Origin of the sequence: Acinetobacter sp. YH01011 (assembly GCF_013420785.1) — a bacterium.
Taxonomy (GTDB): Bacteria; Pseudomonadota; Gammaproteobacteria; order Pseudomonadales; family Moraxellaceae; genus Acinetobacter; species Acinetobacter towneri.
This window is the reverse complement of sequence record NZ_VOYG01000017.1, coordinates 44,831-64,181: the sequence shown is the minus strand read 5'-3', so window position 1 is coordinate 64,181 and position 19,351 is coordinate 44,831. Positions and strand designations below refer to the sequence as shown.

Here is a 19,351-nt window from a genome sequence, read left to right as displayed (position 1 = left end):
TTTTCAGCACCAAAAGGCACTTCAACTTAATTGTAACCATCCTGAATGCCCCTAACCCAAAAGTTAAGTTCATCTTTGCGATGCTTTATCTCTGAATGATGGTGTACCCATAACTGTGTATAGGTACACCTTTCCCCAAGCTGGAATCCCGCTTATTCAGGTAGTTTAAAGTCAGTTACAGATTCACGTAATGATTCTGCCATGTTGGCCAACTCAGATACCGAACGTGCAGTATCGAAAGTTGCACTGGTCGTTTGCGAGGTAATTTCCTGTACAACGTTCATCGTGGTTGCAATGTGACCTGCAGAAGCAGACTGAAGTTTTGCAGCATCCGAAATGTTAGAAATCAATTTCGCAAGGTTGGTCGATACCGTTTGAATTTCATCCAGTGCAACACCCGCATCTTTAGATAAGTTCGCACCACGCACAACTTCTGATGTGGTTTGTTCCATCGAAATTACGGCTTCGTTGGTATCGGTCTGAATGGTTTTAACCAGTGTTTCAATCTGCTTGGTTGCAGATGCTGAACGTTCCGCTAGACGCTGTACCTCGTCGGCTACGACTGCGAAACCACGACCTGCTTCACCCGCCATAGACGCCTGAATTGCTGCGTTTAATGCCAAAATGTTAGTTTGGTCGGCAATATCGTTAATCAAGGCAACGATGTTACCAATCTCTTGTGAAGATTCACCCAAACGCTTAATACGCTTAGAGGTTTCTTGAATCTGCTCACGAATGATATCCATACCTTCAATTGAACGGTTTACAACGTCTGCACCATTCGATGCAATATGTACTGAACGTTCTGCTACCGCTGCTGATTCTTCAGCGTTGGCAGATACTTGGTCAATTGACATTGCCATTTCGTTAATTGCGGCAGATGCACCTGCAATTTCTTGCGCCTGATGCTCAGATGCTTCAGCAAGCTGGTTGGTAATGTTCTGTGTGGTTGCCGTATATTGTGCAACTTCGTGCGATGTTTCGTGAATACGCGATACAAGGTCACGTAATTGGTCAATTGCGAAGTTAATCGAGTCTGCAATTGCACCCGTGAAGTCTTCCGATACTGTTGCGTATGAACGTAAGTCACCATCCGCAAGGTCGGCAATCTCATCAAGTAAACGTAAAATCGCGTTCTGGTTACGGTCATATTCATCTTGTAGACGAACCACGCGAGTTTTATCGGCTTCACCACGTAAGTTCAAGAGTTTGAATACACAGAATAAGAACGCAAGTAATGCTGCAATTAAGCCAATTGCAGGAATTGCAATAGACCAACCTGAACCGCTAGACAATTTATTTAAATTGGTTAAAAGCTTATCTGACTGATCAAAAATAGAAGATGATGCCTGACGTACTTTTACAATTTGTGTTGAGTTATTTAAAACTGTTGCAGCAGCAGATTTCAATACATCTTCATATTCTGCTTGAATACCTTCTAATGAACTACGTAAATCTTCTTGAGTAATACGTTGTACACCAAGTTCCGCACTACCATTTAACTGTGCTGCCAAGTAAGCACCAAACGTTTCGGTATCGGCACTAAAGTCATCTGCAGATTCACGTGAACTGTCTGTACCTGTTAATACAGAACTGATTGAACGTAAAATACGTTCTGCAATGAATACTTGGTTCTTTGCAATAACCACCTGGCTACTTGGCATGTCTTGACGTGCCATTTGGTCAACCATCAAGTTATATTCAGCCTGAATACCCGGAATGGTTTCACCAATTGCAATGTTGGTGTCATAGAGTTGGTTAATGATTTTTTGTTGCGAAGCAATCAAATCAATATTTTCAGAAACCGATTTCCACTGTGTTTCCACTTCACGCAGTGTATCTGTGCTGGCATGAATATCCTTCACTGTTTCTAAGTGAGCAGCAAAGGCTTTTTGTGAATCTGTTAAGTTTTTAATAGATTCAGGCGTACCTGATGCAGTCGCTTCGGTTGCTTGACGTGAAATGGTTTGTGACAACAGACGTAAATCACCCAAACTACGGGTAAAATCGTTATTACGCGGCACGCTATAAAAAAGGTATAACAACAGGAAAAGCGATAAGATGATACAAAAAGCTGCGCCTAAAATAAGTGGCTTAGATTTTTCTGTTTCGCCAAATACACTCGCAAACTCTTCTGTTCGCGCCTGTAATTTTGCAAAAAAACCTGGACCACTTGCTTTACGGACGGTTTCTTCGCCTGAATTTTTCTTTTTAAGTTTAAAGCCCATGCAGCTTCTCCCCGATTGACGCCTTCATTTTTTAGGTGCGCGACAGTTAATTTATAAATTTTATAGATGCGTTCATGTATTTTGGGTTTTGCAATAAACGACTAAATAAGAAAACATGCCATTGTTGGTTATGTTGGTGAAAATACCCCTGACAATATTCTTGTAAATTACTATCTAAATCATTGTGTTTAGAAAAGAAACTTTTCTTATTAAAGTGCTGTATACCCAAAACTTGATCTACAACTAAACCGACATAATGGTCATTATGACTAATACACATTACTTTTTGAGTAGGTGAATATTGGCTGCTTTGCCCAGAAACATAATGTGCCAAATCTGAAACTGAAAGTAATCTTCCGCGAATATTCGCTAAACCTACTACCCAAGGTTGGGTATTTGGCACTGGCGTATATTTCGGTGGATAAATAACCTCAGAAACTTCTCCTAATGGAGCAACGAAATATTGCCCCATCATCTCAAAAGCAATGCCTGACCAGCGGTTTACCTCATTTTCGGTACTAACGTAGTTTTTGTTTCCACGTTTAGATAACCGAAGCAATTCAATAAAACCATTTGCAGCCATAGCTTATCCTGCATTAAGGTGTTGATTAATCACATCAATTAATTGTTTTTCGTCAACAGGCTTAGTTAAGTAATCGCTTGCACCTTGGCGTTTTCCCCAAACACGATCAGTTGCCTGATCTTTGGTACTCACAATTACAATTGGAATGTGTTTGGTGGTGTCACCACGCGAAATTTGACGTGTTGCCTGAAAGCCATTCACGCCTGGCATAACCACATCCATTAATACTAAATCTGGTAATTCAGCTTGCGCCATGGTCACGCCATCTGCACCATTCGCTGCTTCAATGACTTCAAAACCATGCTTGGTCAAGATTTCTCTAAAGCGGAATGTTTCTGTAGGTGAATCATCTACAATAAGAATACGAGCCATTATTTTCCCCAATAAATCTAACTAACTAATAATTATGCGGTCACGTGGTTACGAATGGCGTTTAATAATTCATCTTTACTAAATGGTTTAGTCAGATACTCATCAGAACCCACGACACGTCCTTTAGCTTGGTCAAATAAACCATCTTTACTTGATAGCATAATGACAGGAATGTTTTGGTAGTTTTGCGAGTTTTTAATTAAGGCACACGTTTGGTAACCATCTAGGCGTGGCATCATAATATCTACGAATACGATATCTGGATTTGATTCTGCAATTTTGGATAAAGCTTCAAATCCATCAACTGCGGTAACCACTTCACAACCTTCACGCTGCAGAAGTGTTTCAGCTGTACGGCGAATGGTTTTTGAATCATCAATCACCATGACTTTTAGATTTTGGAATTTATCGTCCATTCAATGACCCTTCCCATTTTTGTTTGTACAAGCAACTGAGTAGAAAAATCTTACACATTGATCGTATTTTTAACATATCTTTACTTGTAGTTTCAATGAACATATTTAGTGTAAATCTACACTTTTACACCATTATCACCAAACCGCTCACACTTTCTTGTGACCATTGATATTTTTTATCGGTTGTATTTTTTTAATTCCTAATTTTGATCTAATATAACACTATTATTACGTGTAATTTAAGTAATTTAGTCAACTTTATTGTGGGGGACAACGTGAGCACTTTTTTTGCAAAATCACTCGCTGTCAAATTAAAACAAAATAAGCAGTCACTTAAATTGGGCATGCTTGCTTTACTGCTCTTGTCCTCTGCCCCACTCATGGCTGACAGCCAGAACAAAGCGGTGTGGTATCGCTATTATGATCAACATGGCGTTGCAAATATTAGTAGTAATGTGACACCTAATCATATTCGTCATGGCTATGAAGCATTAGACCGTAACATGCAAGTGATTCAGCGCGCACGTCCATACAACACTGAAATGGATATTAAAAAAGCCCCACAACGTGCTGCTCAAGCGTATCAAATGGAATCTGATCAGCGTTTAAAAAAAGCCTATACCAATAGTCAAACCGCAATCACTAAACGTAATAACGCTTTAGCGCATATTAAAAAGCAAATTATTTTCCAACAAGAACAACTCAAACAGCTGCAAAATGACCGTATTACTTTTAAACGTCAAGAAATGGAGTATTTACGCAAGGTCAAACCTGTGCCTGCACAACTAAAAACCAATTTGGACAATAACTTAAAAAACATCGAGCTTAAAAAAGATATGATTCAATCTTTACAAACAAGCTATCGAAATACACAAGCAGAATACGACAGAATTATTACTCGCTTAAAAGCACTTGAATAGTTGATTTGAATTACCTTGTCATTTTGGCAATCAATAAGGACAAATATGCATGCACATTGCACAGCGTATCGCAGTTAGGTTTAATCGGCAGCATTTACCCATTTTTCGTATCGGTGCAATCGGTTTATGTATTTTGCTGAGTGCCTGCCAAAAAACAGAAACTGAAAATAAAACAACAGTATCAGAAAAAATTGAACTCATTCAGCAAGATTTAGTGACACCACAACAAGGCAGCGCAATCAGTAAAACTGCCTTTACAGGCACAGTGCGTGCTGTGAATCAAAGCAGTATTCAAGCACAGGTGACTGCCACAGCAACCTCAGTCTATGTCAAAGTGGGAGATAGCGTACAACGTGGTCAAACCTTGCTACGCTTAAATAATCAGGATAATGCTGCGCGTTTAGCACAAGCTCGCGCCAATTTAGCTGCAACGCAAGCGCAAGCCAACCAAGCCCGCAACATGATGCAACGAAAAAAACGTTTGCTCGATCAGGGTTTTATTTCACAAGTGGAATATGAGCAAAGTCAGTTAGATTATCGTGCGCAAATGGAAAATGTACGCGCCCAACAAGCCAATGTCGATATTGCACTAAAAGCCGATCAAGATGGCACGATTACCAGTCCAATTCATGGTGTCATTACCCAACGTCAAGTTGAGCCTGGGCAAACTGTGGCTGCAGGACAAACCTTATTTGAAGTCGTCGATCCGAACCAATTAGAAATTCAAGCGAAATTACCAAGCGACTTACAAGCCGCACTCAAAATTGGTCAAAAAATTGAATATCAACTCCAAGGACAAGCAAACACATTTAATGCACAAATTAGCCGTGTTTCTCCTGTTGCGGATTTAGCCAGTCGTCAAATTGAATTTTTTGCAACCCCGCTTGATCGTCTTCCCTCTTTAAGTATTGGGGCATTTGTGGATGGTTATATTTTAGCGAACACGACAATTTCAGGGCAAATCATCCCACTCAATACCATTCACGATATCCAAAACAAACCTTATGTTTGGGTGATTCGAGATCAAAAAATTGCCCGCGTGGATATCACAGTTTTAGAACAGCGCTATAGTGACAATACTGCTGTGATTCAAGGCTTACAGAGCAGTGATCTAGTCAGTCGAGTGGTGTTCAACCCCGATCAAATTCAGCAGCAGGTGATCATTCAAAATAACCCTCAATAAATTGAATTTCATCTCAATGCAGTAGTGCAGATGTCCAATAAATAAAAAATCAGGATCGTTGTTATGTGGTTTACCCGAGTTAGCGTCAAGTATCCCGTTTTTACCATCATGATGATGTTTTGTCTAATGGTGCTTGGCTTGGCTTCATGGCAACGTATGGGCGTGGAAGAATTTCCTGACGTCGATTTTCCGTTTGTAGTGGTTTATACCAGTTATCCGGGTGCATCACCTGAAACAGTTGAATCTGAAATCACCAAGAAAATGGAAGATCAGATCAACACCATTTCTGGACTCAAACAACTGGTTTCACAATCCAGTGAAGGGTTATCTACTATTATTGCCGAGTTTAATTTAGATGTTCCTTCGGCAGTGGCGGCACAAGATGTACGCGATAAAATTTCGTCTGTCAGTGCAGGCTTTCGAGATGAAATTCAAGACCCTGTGGTGGAGCGCTACGACCCAACTGCCAATGCAGTCATGTCGATTGTGTTTGAATCCTCACAAATGTCTTTGCGTGATTTAAGTTCCTATTTAGATCAACAAGTTGTACCGCAACTGCGCACTGTGTCTGGTGTCGGAACTGTTAATTTATTGGGTGATGCACAGCGACAAATTCGTATTGAGGTAGATCCACAAAAGTTAATGAGTTTTGGCTTAGGTGTAGATCAGGTCATCAACACGCTCAAAGCTGAAAATATTGAAGTACCTGGCGGCACACTCAAACAAGCCAATAGTGAATTGGTGGTCGAAATCCAATCCAAAGTCATTCACCCTCTGGCTTTTGGCGATTTAATTATTGCCAATAAAAATGGTGCGCCAATCTTTTTAAAACAAGTTGCCACAATTCAAGACAGTCAAGCAGAGCTGGAAACCAGTGCATTTTTAAATGGGCAAACTGCGGTTGCTGTCGATATCTTGCGTAGTTCAGACTCTAATGTCATTGAAGTGGTAGATAACACTTATAAAACCTTAGAACGTATTCAAACCCAACTGCCTGCTGGCATGACTGCAAAAGTCGTGGTGGATTCTTCTAAAGGGATTCGTGGCAGTATCCGTGATGTAGCACGTACCATTATTGAAGGTGCGATTCTGGCAGTCCTGATTGTACTGTTGTTTCTTGGTTCATTCCGTTCTACCGCTATTACAGGATTGACCCTGCCAATCGCCCTACTCGGCACACTCACCTTTATTTGGGCATTTGGCTTTACCATCAACATGATGACCTTACTGGCACTCTCGCTCAGTATTGGCTTATTGATTGATGATGCAATTGTGGTTCGTGAAAATATTGTGCGTCATGCCGATATGGGCAAAGACCATGTCAGGGCTGCTTTGGATGGTACTAAAGAAATTGGCTTGGCAGTTTTAGCAACCACCCTAACCATTGTGGCGGTATTTTTACCTGTAGCATTTATGGGCGGAATTATCGGACGCTTTTTCTATCAATTTGGTGTCACCGTCAGTACTGCCGTACTGATTTCCATGTTTGTCAGTTTTACGCTGGATCCAATGCTTTCTGCACACTGGGCAGAAAAAGCAAATCCGAATAAAAAACCTGGACGGTTAAAACGCTTCTTAAACTGGATTTCTAACAAACTCGACAATTTAAGCCATCATTATGAAAAACTTTTAAAATTAGCACTACGATTTCGCGTTATTACCTTATTGATTGCCGTGGGTTCATTATTTGCTGCACTCGGATTATCCAAACTGATTGGCACAGAGTTTGTACCTGTACCTGACAAAGGTGAGATTCGGATTAAATTTGAAACACCTGTGGATGCCTCACTTGAATATTCACAAGCAAAATTAAAACAAGTAGATCAAATCATCCGTCAACACCCTGAAGTTCGCGCGACTTACGGAGCCATTAACAGCGTGACAGATCGCGGAAAAAATCATGTTAACTTGCGTGTAACTGTCAGCCCGCGTAATGAACGTCAACAAACGCTGACCGAACTCAATAACGAATTTCGCCAGCGTCTACAAAGTATTGCAGGCATCACCATTACCTCTGTCGCCTCTGCCGACGAAACAGTTTCAGGGGGGCAAAAACCTGTGATGGTGTCCATTAAAGGTCCAGATTTAGCAGAATTACAAAAAATCTCTGACCGCTTTATGACAGAAATTGCTCAGGTGGATGGTATTGTCGATTTAGAAAGCTCGCTAAAAGCTCCTAAACCTACATTAGGTGTTTATATTAACCGTGTCCTTGCTAGTGATTTGGGGCTATCGGTGAATCAAATTGCCAATATTATCCGCCCACTCATTGCGGGGGATGATGTCACCACTTGGCAAGATGAACGTGGTGAAACCTACGATGTCAATGTTCGACTTACAGAAAACCATCGTAGCTTACCGAGCGATGTGCAAAATATGTATTTAACTTCACAAAAAACCGATACCAATGGACAAAATATATTAGTGCCTTTGGCAAGTGTGGCGAAGTTTGAGGAAAGTTTAGGTGCGGCACAAATCAACCGTCGTGATTTAGCCCGTGAAGTTTTGGTCGTAGCTAACACTGCTGGACGTCCTGCAGGTGACATTGGTGCCGACATTCAAAAAATTCAGGATAACTTTAAATTACCCGCAGGTTATAGCTTCGACACTCAAGGCGCCAATGCTGACATGGCTGAATCTGCAGGTTATGCACTGACTGCAATTACCCTGTCTATTGTGTTTATTTATATTGTTTTAGGTTCGCAATTCAACAGTTTCATTCACCCCGCAGCAATTATGGCTTCCCTACCTTTATCGTTGATTGGAGTATTCTTGGCACTGTTTATTTTTAACTCGACCATGAACCTGTTTTCTATTATCGGTATTATTATGCTGATGGGATTGGTCACCAAAAATGCGATTTTACTAATTGATTTTATTAAAAAAGCCATGGATCAGGGCGATTCACGTTATGATGCAATTATAGCTGCAGGGAAAACCCGTTTACGCCCTATTTTAATGACCACCAGTGCAATGGTGATGGGGATGGTGCCACTCGCACTTGGCTTGGGTGAAGGCGGCGAACAAAGTGCGCCTATGGCACACGCAGTCATTGGCGGTGTAATTACATCCACCCTACTCACCTTGGTGGTCGTACCTGTCATTTTCACTTATTTAGACGATTTTAAGAATTTTATGTTACGCCAAACACGTAAACTCATTTCTTAAAATCTCACGTAAAATCACACAATCGCTCGGGCTAAATTTTAACGCAAGTTTAGCCCGATTTTTATTGTATAATCTGGCTTTGAAAAAACTCCATTTAACGCTTCACTTTTTAGGACAGTTTCCATGCGCGCGAGTCGCTTTTTATTTGCTACGTTAAGAGAAACCCCAAACGATGCCGAGGTGATTTCTCACCAGCTGATGTTACGTGCGGGTATGATTCGTAAATTGGCTTCAGGTTTATATACTTGGCTGCCAATGGGTGTGCGTGTGCTAAATAAAGTTGAAGCCATTGTTCGTGAAGAAATGAATCGCGCAGGTGCTTTAGAAACTTTTATGCCTGTCACTCAGCCTGCCTCACTTTGGGAAGAATCAGGGCGTTATGTGCAATACGGTCCTGAATTACTACGCTTTAAAGATCGCCACGACAATCCTTTTGTACTTGGCCCAACACATGAAGAAGTCATTACCGATTTGGCGCGTAATGAATTAAAAAGCTATAAGCAATTGCCAATCAACTTCTATCAAATTCAAACTAAATTCCGTGACGAAATTCGCCCACGTTTTGGGGTAATGCGTTCACGTGAATTTATGATGAAAGATGCTTATTCTTTCCATACCGATCAAGCTTCTTTACAAGAAACCTACGATGTAATGTACGACACCTACTGCCGTATTTTCTCGCGCCTAGGTTTAGACTTCCGCCCAGTACAAGCTGATACAGGTTCTATTGGTGGTTCTGGTTCACATGAATTCCACGTTCTGGCTTCAAGCGGTGAAGATGATATCGCCTTCTCTACCGAATCTGATTATGCAGCCAATATTGAAATGGCTGAAGCTATTTTGGTGGGTGAACGTGCTGCTGCAACGCAAGAACTCAACATTGTAGATACACCAAATCAAAAAACCATTGCGGAAGTTTCTGCATTTTTAGGTACAAATAGCAACCAATCAGTCAAAGCGCTCTTGGTTCAAGGTATTGCAGATGAAACAGGTCAAGTGCCTGTGATTGCATTATTCCTGCGCGGTGACCATGAACTCAACGAAATTAAAGCAGAAAAGCATCCACAGATTGCTGCACCACTTACTTTTGCAACCGATGCACAAATTGCAGCGTTAGGTTTAACTGCTGGCTTTGTTGGTCCACAAGGTTTGGTCGAAAAAGGCATAACTGTGATTGTAGACCGTGCTGCATCGGTATTGTCTGACTTCGTTGCAGGTGCAAACCAAGTTGATCAACACGCAACAGGTGTAAACTGGGAGCGCGATGCACAATATACTGAAGTTTATGATTTACGTAACGTCGTTGAGGGCGATCCATCTCCAGATGGCAAGGGAACGTTACAAATTAAACGCGGTATTGAAGTCGGTCATATCTTCCAGCTTGGTACTAAATACTCAGAAGCGTTGGGCTGTAAAGTATTAGGTGAAGATGGCAAACCGTTTACTGTTACCATGGGATGCTATGGGATTGGTGTTACCCGTGTGGTTGCCTCTGCCATTGAACAGAACTTTGATGATAAAGGGATTATTTGGCCTGCAGCCATCGCACCATTTGAAATTGCGATTGTGCCAATGAACGCACATAAATCACCACGTACATTAGAAGCAGCAGAAGCACTTTATGCTGAACTTCAAGCTGCAGGTTATGATGTATTACTGGATGATCGTAATGAACGTCCTGGGGTGAAATTCTCTGATCTTGAGCTTACAGGTATTCCGCACCGTATTGTGATTGGTGAGAAAGGTTTAGATGCAGGTACTTTTGAATATAAAGGTCGTCGTGATGCTGAATCTAGCAACCTAACGAAAGAAGAATTACTCATCAAAATTGCCAAATAAGATTGAAGACTGAGTAAAAAAATCCCGCACAAGTTGCGGGATTTTTTTCATTTGGGATTAACAGAATTTCATACCGCCATAACAGTTAGGGGTAACATTTTGGTTTTGTAAAACCTGATTATTAAGTGTTAATCTGGCCGGTTGACCCGTGTAATATCCTGTGTAACTACCAACATCGATATTCATTTTACGCTCGATTGGTGTACCAGCCAATGAACCTAATGCTTCTAACAAACTTACATCTACATTATGCTTATCTTGCATTAACTCAGAAGTTAATGCTTTTGCGACCTGTGGTAGTACTGCAGAAACATCTACCAAATCCGCAGTTGCCAAATAACCTAATTGCACTGGTTCCTTAAACGACATCCACCAACCTTGTTGTGCAATATCTTTTTCATCTGCACCCATCCACTGCACTGGCTTGCTTTGTAAAGATAAATATCCACCTGTTCCTGTCAGAGGAATATTGTGAATCATATTTAGGGCTTGGACAAAAGTAATATCCATATTCAAATTTTCTAATGTAGAACCCTTACTCATTTTAAAGAATGAGTGATCACCAACAGAACCAAACAATAAAGGAGGAAATGTGACATATAACTGGTCTTTTGAAAAGTCAGGTGTTCCATTTACATCACCAGTATATGTCCCAGACTCTGTTGCCGCTAGCGGAATAGAAGCTAATGTTGAACGGATACCCGTAACTATAGCGGACTCCATACGCTGACCAGTCACTACTGTTTCAGGCATCGTAAAATCAGCTCGCATCGATGGAACGGTAATCCCAGTATGTCCTTCTGCGCCAGGTTTACTTGTATAGACACGATCCTGCCCCAACGCAGTCAGTATCCCACTAATTTTTTGGTCAGAGGCATTACCAAATTTAGCTTCTTTAGTAAATGAATGCCCTTGCGTTTGTGCCATTTTCATATAACCACTGAAACTTTTAATCCCGTCATTTGGGTTTTGCACGTTATCTGTACCCAAAGTCAGTAGACCTAAAATTTCTTCTGCACCTAAGCGAAAACCAACCACTTCACGTGTTGACGCACTATTTCCACTAATCGCAAATTCAATAAATGGATTGGTAATTTGTGCACTGGTACCCGCACGTTCACCATTAAACTTGGGACTACCTGTTGAATCATAGGATTCATTCAAACCACTTAACGAAATATTAGAAATATCAATATCACATCCCGCTTTACCACCAATCGCATTATTTACACCGCCACAACCTAATTGTAGCGTTTTAATGTTGGCATTAAGCTCCATGAGTGCATCAACACTCAGCTTATAAAAGTTCAACCCTTGTGATTGATCTGTCGCAGTCATCAGGTTCAAAAGTGCCTGACCTTGTACATGAGATAACTGATCATCATTTAAAGCCTGCATCGCTTGAGCAGAACTGAATGAAAAGGCTGTACTTAAAATAGATGCAACTAAAAATTTTTTTTTCATTTTATTTCTATCCTTTAGCGTGGCGTAATGCCCAATGTGCTGCGCATGGTTCCACCTGTAAGTGCGACAGATGCGATTTTCTGCATATTGCCATTGGTAGACATTGCAAAGTTTGTTTTAAAGGGTTGAGCAATATCATTTTTATAATTAAATTTCACTTGATTGTCTAAAGTGACCGTATCTGCACTAACGACGACTTTTCCTTTGACACCTAAATGACCTTCCATACGATTCAAGTTAATAGAAGACGTTTGAACAGTTTCATTATTCACTTGATCTTCATTAATCAAACTAAAATAACTACCTAAATTCTTCGGATCAGCCTGTTCTGTGCTATCTAGACTTCTAAACTTAAAGTTCGCATCAAAAGACAAAAAGTTTGAGTTCGGATTAGTATCGGTAGGATCCATTCCAGGAATCACCAACAACTCACCATTGCCATCTAATTTAAAAGCGATTGTGGTCAACACATCATCTTTCTTAGAGAAATTATCATAAGGTATAAAGCTACCGCATTTAGTTGATCCTGTGACGCAGTTGTATTTCGAACCTGGTAATTGTCCAATCGCTAACTCTGCTTTTGCTGCAACTAATAAATGATCTGCACGAATATAAATCCCTTCATCTTCATAACCAATCACACCGTCGGACTGAATTAATGCATCAATATTTCTTAAACCAGCATAATAGTTGACAGCTTCACCAGCATGCAGGCTGTCTTGCCCGTCAATTAAGATAATAGAAGTGGTACTTGGTAAGCCTGTTTTTGAATCAATGCCATAACCTTCGGTAGAAACAATAGCGTTATAACCAATTCCAGTTTTGTTCGTTCCATCATAAGGTGACAGATATTGTTTACCCGACAAGGCCACATTGGCATTTAAATTATAAATTGGAATCCCAATACCCCAAGAACCACCATCTCCTGTCAATTCATTTAAAGAGTTGTCAGAAATAATTCTAGCTTTGGCTGCAATAGACTGAAAGTCCATACCACGAACAGCGATCAGTGAGAACTGGTCACCTTCAAGCTTACTCGATAGCAACTGGTTTAAAATAGGACTGGTTGCACCAATGGTATTTTTAATATTTTCATTGACTAAAAAATTGAGGTTTTTCGCTTGTACGGTATTAATATAAATATCGCCAAAATCGATAGAGGCATTTTTATTGTGTAAATTACCTTGTGCATCACGTGTGGTTAGCGGTCTTAAATTCGAAAACTCAACCGCATAACTGCCTTTTCCTGTGTGCCCAATTTCTAAGGTTGTTGGTAATTGCCCTGCAGCCAAGCCTGCCGTATTTTGATTGGTAAAATCAGCAGATAAGCCCAAATGCAAACCACCTTGCCCCACCACAGTATCGTAGCCTGTAACTGCGGTATTTTTAGTTTCAATTACACCATTGACCTTATTCGAAACGTCAAAATTGGCAACATTTTTTTGATGCCCATTAAAAAACAATTTCGCATTGCTTACCGCACCTGATGCACCAAAGCGAATTAAATTTTTATCATCATAACGCAAGTCAATATTGACCCCAGGGTTAGTTGCATTTTGTCGGCTACTAGCAACATCACTCAGGTCTTTCACTCGTCCAAGATTCACAAAATGGTCGGTGGTGCCATTTTTAGTGGTAAAGACCAATCCCTCATCGGCATCAATGTACATATAGCCGTCAGTCGCAAAATTAAAGTTAAAATCATGCATAGATAATTCATGCTTACCTAAACCATGACTAATTTTGGCATTCTGTAACTGGAAGTTTAAATGTGCCGTTTCATTTTGATTGAATAAACCTGCTTTGGTTTCTAATAAAACTTTTAAAGGTGATTTAGTTTCTAAGCCGAACTGACCCAAGCTTTGTGTTTCTTTAGTACAACTATTTCCGACACAGTTTTTTTTGACCAAGTTTAAATCTGCAGTCGATTGAAAAGCATCAATACTCGCATCGATACGCACACCTGCGCCAACATCAGTTTTCCCCACATCTAAAGCAAGCTTACTGATAATAGGCTGGTTATTCTGTCCTTTAATTTCTACATTATGTAAGCCTAAACCCTGTTGAGTTCCAGCCACTAAATCAGGATCATACCAATTGACTTGATTAATCGTGGCTTTAGACATTTCATGGGTGATTACAATACCATCTTGCCCACTTACATCAGACAAATGCTGGTCTGCAATCAGCTCTAAAGCATACACTTGTTGCGCACAAAGTACGCTCAATGTTAATAAATTCAACTGCATTATTTTTTTCATTGTTATTTCCCTATACTGTACTTAATCCTATATTCAACAACGACTTGCTGCTGAACCTGTACAGTTGTAGCTAAATATTTTCACATTGCCAGACATGTGCATATTGCCGTGAATATTTAAGCCCATAAATCCTTTTTCAGCGCCCTGATCAAACAAAGGTACATCTTGCTGAACTAAGTTATAACTACCATCTTGTTGATAATTTCTTCCTTGAAATTTGGTATATACCTCTGAATTTGCATAACCTTCATTTGCTCCCTGCCCTGTACCTGTTTCGATCGCCATGGTTGCAAAACCCAAATTTCTTATTTTTAATGGCTTATCATCATAAAACTTAAGCTGCATTGCCGTTTGTGGGTCATTTTTATGATTAATAATAGTCGTGCCATCTAAAGAAAATTTATCTATTTGTATGGTGCCCTGAATTTGTTTAAATACCAGCCATTTTTTATTGCCGTTATTATCTTCATGGTTATTGGGTGCAATGGCTAAACGACAAAGCACATTATTGTCAGCACAATTTTTACTATAGCGATAATAAACTTCTGTAGGTTTAGTCCCACCATTAAATTTAGAAATATTGCTGAGTTCTAAATTTTCGGCATATTCATGGTTTAACGATAACGTCCAACTGAGGTCTGCTCCACCTTGACCAGTAGCCTGCGTTAATTCATGATTTTCCAGTGCAATTAAATTGGCATGGGTCAAAGGACTACACATCAATGCAATACAAGACAGTTTTTTCAACATGATGATTCTCCTTTTATAGACCTGTTGTTTTAAATTTAAGGTGCTGAATCAGCACACCATCTATTGCAACTGAACCTAGATTCTTAGCAGTACCATCTACACCCTTAAATACAACACCTGTGGCATCCGTATGATCTTTGGCACGCAACATATTATTTGGCAAGCGTTCTACAGTACCAATTGCAATACTACTATGCGTCGCATTACGTCCTTGATACATCGCAGCACTGTCATTGACATTGGCTTTTAGCGGTGTGCCACAACTCACCACATTACAGGTAGAACCTGTAAATGCTGTAGAACCTAAATACCCACCCTTTCCATCTTCATAATTTTGATAAATTTTATTGTAAATTTCAGGAACATTCGGAATACGTGTTACTTCTAGCACAATATTATTGCCCTCAGAACCAACCACAAAAGGCTGATACATATTCCCTAAAACTAAATTGATATTCGGACTGTATAAATACAAACCCTCTGTATCATGAAAAACTGGTGCCAATGAACCATCTATTGCTGGTGTGACCGCCGTTCCATCCAAAGTATCTGATTTCGCTGCTGTACTAATGCGGATTCCTTTACTATCTAAGTTTGAATCTGTGAAACTTAAATTCGCAGGATTATCATTGGTATTTAAACGCAATACACTTGCCATACCCAAGGTTTGATGATGATTTGGGTTATCCGAGTCTAAAGTCTGAAATATTCGGGTCTGTGAACCATTTAGACTTAAACCATTGGCAACAAACTGAGTACGTAAACGGTGCTCTTTATCTAAACCAGATTTTGGCGCCCCAGTGCTTGGATCCACCTCTGCACTTGAGTTCAACTGACGTGAAAAAATATCAGTCCAAAAGCCCAGTTTAATATTATTATCACTTTCAGTTGGCGTAGTAGTTGCGAGTGGTGCCTCTAGTGCTAAATAACCAACATCTTTTTCTACATTTTTAAATTGTTTAACTTTTTCTGTGCCTGCACGGAATAACCATGGGTTATCTGCTGAACCCCAGTTAAAGCCTTGATTGCTATAACGACTGCTTAATGAGTTATCACTTTTAGATAAGGCTAAACCATAAATAAAGACATCTGCTTTGGTTCTTAATGATTGCACAGGAGAACCCGATGCAGCAATTGCCGCTGCCTGTTCAGCCGATTGTATAATTTGAGCATAAATTTCTGCCACAGCAGACTTGGCTGTATCTTCTGCAAGTTGACTCGCATTATATTTAGCCCGAATATCAGCCGATGCTGTTTCTTTGGTTATTTCAGCCTGTATTAATGTGTCTACTTGTGAGCCAACTTGGTCTGCTCGAGTGAAGTTGCTAAGCCCTTTATAAAAATCAGAATTCAATAAATCATTATTAGCTTCTGCCGACCGACTCCCATATAAAAGATCAAGCATTTCATAAGTGTTTGTAATAGCATATTCTTTTGCTTTCTTTTCATACTTTAAAACGCCAGTTGGATCCTCGCTAACTGGTCGTGTGGTATATGCAGTAGTTCCATCTTTTTTTAAACTCTTTCCAATCCCCGAAGTCCCATCCCTATAGTCTGCAAGACGTTGATTGTAATAATACTTGAGTGTCTCATTATTAAAAAAACCTTCACGAACATCAAATGTAAATGTTTCTTTTTTCGCGTCAACATCAGCTTCAATATTTTTAGTATATTCTTGATACAAAGTTGAATATTGATTTGTATAGGTTTGTTCATAAGTTGAACGGTAAGTTTCGTTATATTTATGCTCAGCCTTACCTTTTAAAACACTTTGATTATAAGTATTGTTATAAACCGTATGGTATGCACTTTCTGCCAACTGCACATAATTCTCCCCCGTCGGGATAATACGAATAAAGCCCGTATCATATTGACTAGGGTTTTCTAACCCACGTGCATAGCTCGACCCTGTAGATAGATCATTCGGTTGCTGAAACACCATTTTGAAGTCATCAAGGACTAAAGCAACCCCTTCGCCTGTGGTATTTGACAAAGAGTCATCGGAGAGTGCTTGTAAAGCATAACTCGGGTTCGTCAAAAATAAGCCTATCGCAGTGGCTAAGCAACGCTTACGAAAAGGGAAAGTAATTGCGTGTTCAGTCATCTCGACCTTCCTTTTATCTGATGCTCCGCATCTTTCTTTTATTTATCTATAGCTTGGCTATTTATTTGAGTGTTTTTATCCTTAAAAACGTGATTATGCCAAACCATTCTCATATTTAATTATGCTGAATATTTATGCAAATGCAAAACAAACTGGCTAAACAGCACAGCTTTCCGATGAATGAAAAAAAGCGAGCACATTGGCTCGCTTGTTCAACAGAAAAATTGTGATGGGTTAATCACTTATGCTTTAGGCAAGGTCACGCCTGTCTGCCCTTGATATTTACCACCACGGTCTTTGTACGAGGTTTCACAAACTTCATCTGATTCAAAGAACAACATTTGTGCCACACCTTCGCCTGCATAAATACGTGCAGGTAAGTTCGTGGTATTGGAAAACTCTAAAGTTACATGACCTTCCCACTCTGGTTCCAGTGGCGTCACATTCACAATAATACCGCAACGTGCATAGGTCGATTTACCTAAACACACTGTCAATACATTGCGCGGAATACGGAAATATTCAACGGTACGCGCCAATGCAAACGAGTTTGGCGGAATGATGCACACATCTGACTCAATATCGATAAAACTTTTTTCATCAAAGTTTTTTGGATCGACAATTGCGGAGTGAACATTGGTAAAGACTTTAAATTCACGTGCACAACGTACATCATAACCATAACTAGAAACACCATAAGAAATGAGTTTCTCGCCATTTTCGTCAAAGCGAACTTGGTTTTCTGCATACGGTTCAATCATGCCGTGTTTTTCGCTCATTTCGCGAATCCAACGATCAGACTTAATTGCCATTTATTTTCTATCCAAAATATGAATGTTTAACTGTGCTGTACTTTAACTGAAATCTAAGTTAATGAAAACCAGCCGTTTCCCTCACATCGCTTTTTTAAGTGCAATGATTAGGGGCTGTTGACAATTCGTCTATGTTTGCGACATGAGAGATATATCTCGCAAGGTTTTTTAGCTGATATAAGGCATGGGACAGGAAATTTAGTCATTCTAAATGACTGGCACATAACGCAATAGCAGCAAAAAATATGCTTGTCCCCTTGCGCAGCAAACAAAGCAATGCTTTGTTCTCGCTCATGTGGCTAAAACTTTCTCAGATTGCGTTATGAAACTTGGCAATAGACCCACTATTCCCTGCGTTTCATGCCTGATCTGCTCAGTTTTAGCCTACAGCGCAAGCCATTTATGAAATGTCAACAGCCCCTATTTCCAGTAGATACAACTTTTAGATACAACGTTGGCTTTATAGACTCAACAAAGCCGAATAACTTAAAGGAATTGAAAAGCTCAGCAACACAATAGAAGCTGTTTTTTGTAGATTGCACTGATTGAGCCAGCTAATTTTATTTTTAGCGAGCACCGAACCAATAAATGTCCAGAAAAAAGCAATCGGCACGATTAAACATAAAAATGCCAACATGTGTGCCACATAATAGTCTGCTTTTACCCATGCAATCGTTGGGAAAATTGCAGAGGCGAACAACAATGCTTTAGGATTCAGTAAAGTCGCTAAAAATAGCTCACTCGCACGGATCGTAGGTTGATTAAAGCTTTGCTCGACTTTAGCCGTGCGCCATAATTTAATCGCCAAGAAAATAATATAGCTTGCACTGAATAATTTTAGAATGGTGGGCAACAACGGGAGATGAGTAGACACCGTACCAATTAAGGCGCCCCAAAGTGTAATAGAAATCAAATAACCCAATGCTTCTGCTGGAATTAATCGGAAAGATTTGCGGATACCAACCTGAATACCTGATGATGCAAGCAAGGTATTGGTTGGCCCTGGTGTCAATAAAATTGTGATCACCAAACCGATAAAAAACCATGAAATCATGCATTGACCTCACTACTGAATGAGCGCAGATTAAAATAGTTCATTGCAATTGGCAAAAAGTATTTTGTAAGACAAATTCTTGATCAGTTTAACATTTTAAATTTATTATTTTATTCAATCACTTATATAAAAAATATTTTTTAATTAAATGGTAACTTATAAGTCATTTTATCTTAACATTTTTAAGGTATTTAAAG

The 19,351-nt window shown here is 39.8% G+C and carries 14 protein-coding genes; 4 read left to right on the top strand and 10 right to left on the bottom strand.

Translation table 11 applies throughout. From position 1 onward, the window contains the following. Positions 1 to 152: 152 nt before the first annotated feature. The 4 genes from FTT78_RS11750 to pilG are packed head-to-tail and all read right to left on the bottom strand — an operon-like array spanning position 153 to position 3,599. Entirely contained in the window at positions 153 to 2,228 is a 2,076-nt protein-coding gene (locus FTT78_RS11750; protein ID WP_179988579.1) for a methyl-accepting chemotaxis protein, read from the bottom strand. Between the two features lie 46 nt (positions 2,229 to 2,274). Continuing rightward, a complete protein-coding gene (locus FTT78_RS11745) occupies positions 2,275 to 2,811 on the bottom strand; it encodes a chemotaxis protein CheW (RefSeq protein ID WP_004975527.1) in 537 nt (178 codons plus the stop codon). Positions 2,812 to 2,814: 3 nt separating this feature from the next. Next, positions 2,815 to 3,183 carry a PleD family two-component system response regulator gene (locus FTT78_RS11740; protein ID WP_004975526.1) on the bottom strand — a complete coding sequence of 123 codons (369 nt, stop codon included), beginning with the start codon at positions 3,181 to 3,183 and terminating at the stop codon, positions 2,815 to 2,817. Positions 3,184 to 3,215: 32 nt separating this feature from the next. Continuing rightward, positions 3,216 to 3,599: a twitching motility response regulator PilG gene (gene pilG / locus FTT78_RS11735; RefSeq protein ID WP_004975524.1), complete on the bottom strand. Its 384-nt coding sequence runs from the start codon at positions 3,597 to 3,599 to the stop codon at positions 3,216 to 3,218. Positions 3,600 to 3,874: 275 nt separating this feature from the next. Here pilG and FTT78_RS11730 point away from each other — a divergent pair, with 275 nt between their 5' ends. The 4 genes from FTT78_RS11730 to FTT78_RS11715 all read left to right on the top strand — a co-directional run bounded on the left by FTT78_RS11730 (position 3,875) and on the right by FTT78_RS11715 (position 10,709). After that, positions 3,875 to 4,519, top strand: coding sequence for a hypothetical protein (locus FTT78_RS11730; protein WP_154320463.1), 645 nt, complete (start codon positions 3,875 to 3,877; stop codon positions 4,517 to 4,519). Positions 4,520 to 4,568: 49 nt separating this feature from the next. Continuing rightward, positions 4,569 to 5,702, top strand: a complete 1,134-nt coding sequence (locus tag FTT78_RS11725; RefSeq protein ID WP_131261509.1) for an efflux RND transporter periplasmic adaptor subunit — start codon at positions 4,569 to 4,571, stop codon at positions 5,700 to 5,702. Between the two features lie 63 nt (positions 5,703 to 5,765). Further along, positions 5,766 to 8,870: an efflux RND transporter permease subunit gene (locus FTT78_RS11720; RefSeq protein ID WP_180044338.1), complete on the top strand. Its 3,105-nt coding sequence runs from the start codon at positions 5,766 to 5,768 to the stop codon at positions 8,868 to 8,870. Between the two features lie 123 nt (positions 8,871 to 8,993). Further along, positions 8,994 to 10,709 carry a proline--tRNA ligase gene (locus tag FTT78_RS11715; RefSeq protein WP_180044336.1) on the top strand — a complete coding sequence of 572 codons (1,716 nt, stop codon included), beginning with the start codon at positions 8,994 to 8,996 and terminating at the stop codon, positions 10,707 to 10,709. A gap of 57 nt (positions 10,710 to 10,766) precedes the next feature. On the opposite strand, the gene FTT78_RS11710 is transcribed toward FTT78_RS11715, so the two are convergent. From FTT78_RS11710 to FTT78_RS11685, 6 genes are all read right to left on the bottom strand, one after another. Next, positions 10,767 to 12,173: a hypothetical protein gene (locus FTT78_RS11710; RefSeq protein WP_179996979.1), complete on the bottom strand. Its 1,407-nt coding sequence runs from the start codon at positions 12,171 to 12,173 to the stop codon at positions 10,767 to 10,769. 14 nt (positions 12,174 to 12,187) lie between these two features. After that, positions 12,188 to 14,434: a DUF6160 family protein gene (locus FTT78_RS11705; RefSeq protein WP_180044334.1), complete on the bottom strand. Its 2,247-nt coding sequence runs from the start codon at positions 14,432 to 14,434 to the stop codon at positions 12,188 to 12,190. 33 nt (positions 14,435 to 14,467) lie between these two features. Next, complete coding sequence (locus FTT78_RS11700) at positions 14,468 to 15,184, bottom strand: hypothetical protein (protein ID WP_004975509.1); 717 nt, start codon at positions 15,182 to 15,184, stop codon at positions 14,468 to 14,470. A gap of 13 nt (positions 15,185 to 15,197) precedes the next feature. Then, the gene (locus FTT78_RS11695; RefSeq protein WP_180044332.1) at positions 15,198 to 17,288 is read right to left on the bottom strand and encodes a hypothetical protein; all 2,091 of its coding nucleotides are present in this window, start codon (positions 17,286 to 17,288) and stop codon (positions 15,198 to 15,200) included. Positions 17,289 to 17,530: 242 nt separating this feature from the next. Next, complete coding sequence (gene dcd, locus FTT78_RS11690; RefSeq protein WP_004975507.1) at positions 17,531 to 18,100, bottom strand: dCTP deaminase; 570 nt, start codon at positions 18,098 to 18,100, stop codon at positions 17,531 to 17,533. Between the two features lie 460 nt (positions 18,101 to 18,560). After that, positions 18,561 to 19,154 (bottom strand): LysE family translocator, encoded by a 594-nt coding sequence (locus FTT78_RS11685; RefSeq protein WP_070152620.1) that lies wholly within the window; start codon positions 19,152 to 19,154, stop codon positions 18,561 to 18,563. Between the last annotated feature and the right edge of the window lie 197 nt (positions 19,155 to 19,351).

Excerpts from the sequence above, each read along its gene's own strand:
- FTT78_RS11750 (WP_179988579.1), bottom strand. The coding sequence starts at position 2,228 with ATGGGCTTTAAACTTAAAAAGAAAAATTCAGGCGAAGAAACCGTCCGT.
- FTT78_RS11745 (WP_004975527.1), bottom strand. The coding sequence starts at position 2,811 with ATGGCTGCAAATGGTTTTATTGAATTGCTTCGGTTATCTAAACGTGGA.
- FTT78_RS11740 (WP_004975526.1), bottom strand. The coding sequence starts at position 3,183 with ATGGCTCGTATTCTTATTGTAGATGATTCACCTACAGAAACATTCCGC.
- pilG (WP_004975524.1), bottom strand. The coding sequence starts at position 3,599 with ATGGACGATAAATTCCAAAATCTAAAAGTCATGGTGATTGATGATTCA.
- FTT78_RS11725 (WP_131261509.1), top strand. The coding sequence starts at position 4,569 with ATGCACATTGCACAGCGTATCGCAGTTAGGTTTAATCGGCAGCATTTA.
- FTT78_RS11720 (WP_180044338.1), top strand. The coding sequence starts at position 5,766 with ATGTGGTTTACCCGAGTTAGCGTCAAGTATCCCGTTTTTACCATCATG.
- FTT78_RS11715 (WP_180044336.1), top strand. The coding sequence starts at position 8,994 with ATGCGCGCGAGTCGCTTTTTATTTGCTACGTTAAGAGAAACCCCAAAC.
- FTT78_RS11710 (WP_179996979.1), bottom strand. The coding sequence starts at position 12,173 with ATGAAAAAAAAATTTTTAGTTGCATCTATTTTAAGTACAGCCTTTTCA.
- FTT78_RS11705 (WP_180044334.1), bottom strand. The coding sequence starts at position 14,434 with ATGAAAAAAATAATGCAGTTGAATTTATTAACATTGAGCGTACTTTGT.
- FTT78_RS11700 (WP_004975509.1), bottom strand. The coding sequence starts at position 15,184 with ATGTTGAAAAAACTGTCTTGTATTGCATTGATGTGTAGTCCTTTGACC.
- FTT78_RS11695 (WP_180044332.1), bottom strand. The coding sequence starts at position 17,288 with ATGACTGAACACGCAATTACTTTCCCTTTTCGTAAGCGTTGCTTAGCC.
- dcd (WP_004975507.1), bottom strand. The coding sequence starts at position 18,100 with ATGGCAATTAAGTCTGATCGTTGGATTCGCGAAATGAGCGAAAAACAC.
- FTT78_RS11685 (WP_070152620.1), bottom strand. The coding sequence starts at position 19,154 with ATGATTTCATGGTTTTTTATCGGTTTGGTGATCACAATTTTATTGACA.